Source organism: Cellulomonas hominis (assembly GCF_005239125.1).
GTDB classification, from domain to species: domain Bacteria; phylum Actinomycetota; class Actinomycetes; order Actinomycetales; family Cellulomonadaceae; genus Cellulomonas; species Cellulomonas hominis_A.
The window spans coordinates 1-1,027 of record NZ_SZYE01000361.1 but is presented as its reverse complement, the minus strand read 5'-3'; the positions used below and the strand labels follow the sequence as shown (position 1 = coordinate 1,027).

1 pseudogene is annotated in these 1,027 nt (G+C 82.7%); it reads left to right on the top strand.

Features of this window, described 5'->3' with window-relative positions:
* Positions 1-1,027 (top strand): annotated as a pseudogene (locus FA014_RS20425) (hypothetical protein); the annotation flags it as partial.

Here is a 1,027-nt window from a genome sequence, read left to right as displayed (position 1 = left end):
CGGCGCCCGGACGACCCGCCGGGCGCCGAGCGAGCTGGAGCTCCGCGAGCTCGCCGCGCTCGCGCTGCGCCGGCGCGCGGGCCTCGTCGGCGTCGCGGTCGCCCTGGTCGCCGTCACCGGTGCCGCCTTCGGGCCGCTCGTCCTCGGCACCCTGTCGGGCGAGCCGCTGGTCGGGGGCGCGCTGCTCGCGGCGTCCTCCGGCCTGCGCGACGTGTGGGCCGCCGCCACCAGCGGCTGGGTGTCCGGCGGGCTCGGCTCGCCCGGCCCCGCGGACGCGCTCGTCACCGCGCTGCTCCCCGGCACCGCGGTCGCCGGGGGCAGCCTGGGCGTCGCGCTCGCCGTCCTCGTGCTCGGGTCGGTGCTGCTGTCCGGGCTCGGCGCCTGGTTCGCCGCCGGCGCGGCGACGCGCTCCGTGGGCGTGCGGATGTGGGCCGCGGTCGTCTGGGCGGCCCTGCCGAGCCTGCTGCTCGCCGCGGGACAGGGCCGGGCCGGGGCTGTGCTCGTGCACGCGGCGCTGCCCTGGCTGGCGCTCGCGCTGGCGCGGGCCGTCGGGGTGCAGCAGGTGGACGTCGTGCTCTCCGGCGTCGCCACCGCCGTACGCGCCGAGGACGGCAGCGGGCTGCCCGCGCGGGACCCCGGTGCCGAGGAGTGGCCCGACCCCGAGGCCTGGGCGCGCGCGGGCGAGACCGCGCGGCGACGGGGCCGCCGGGCCGCGGGACGCGAGGACGCCGCCGCGGCGACGACGGAGGCCCCCTCCGATTCCGACGCCCCGGCGACCGGGGAGGACCACGCCCAGCAGGCCGCCGCCCACCGCGACGAGGTCGCCGACGTGACGCCCGTCCGCGGGACCCGCGCCGTGCCCGCCACGGGGCCGACCGCGGCCGTGTCGGCCCGGGTGGCCGACGGCGACGGGCCGGACGGTGACGAGACCGGCGTCCCCGCCGACCGGGCGGAGCCGCAGGACGGCACGAGCGCGCCGCGTGCCGCCGACGCGGACGCCGCCCCCGACCGGGACGCCCCCGCGGGC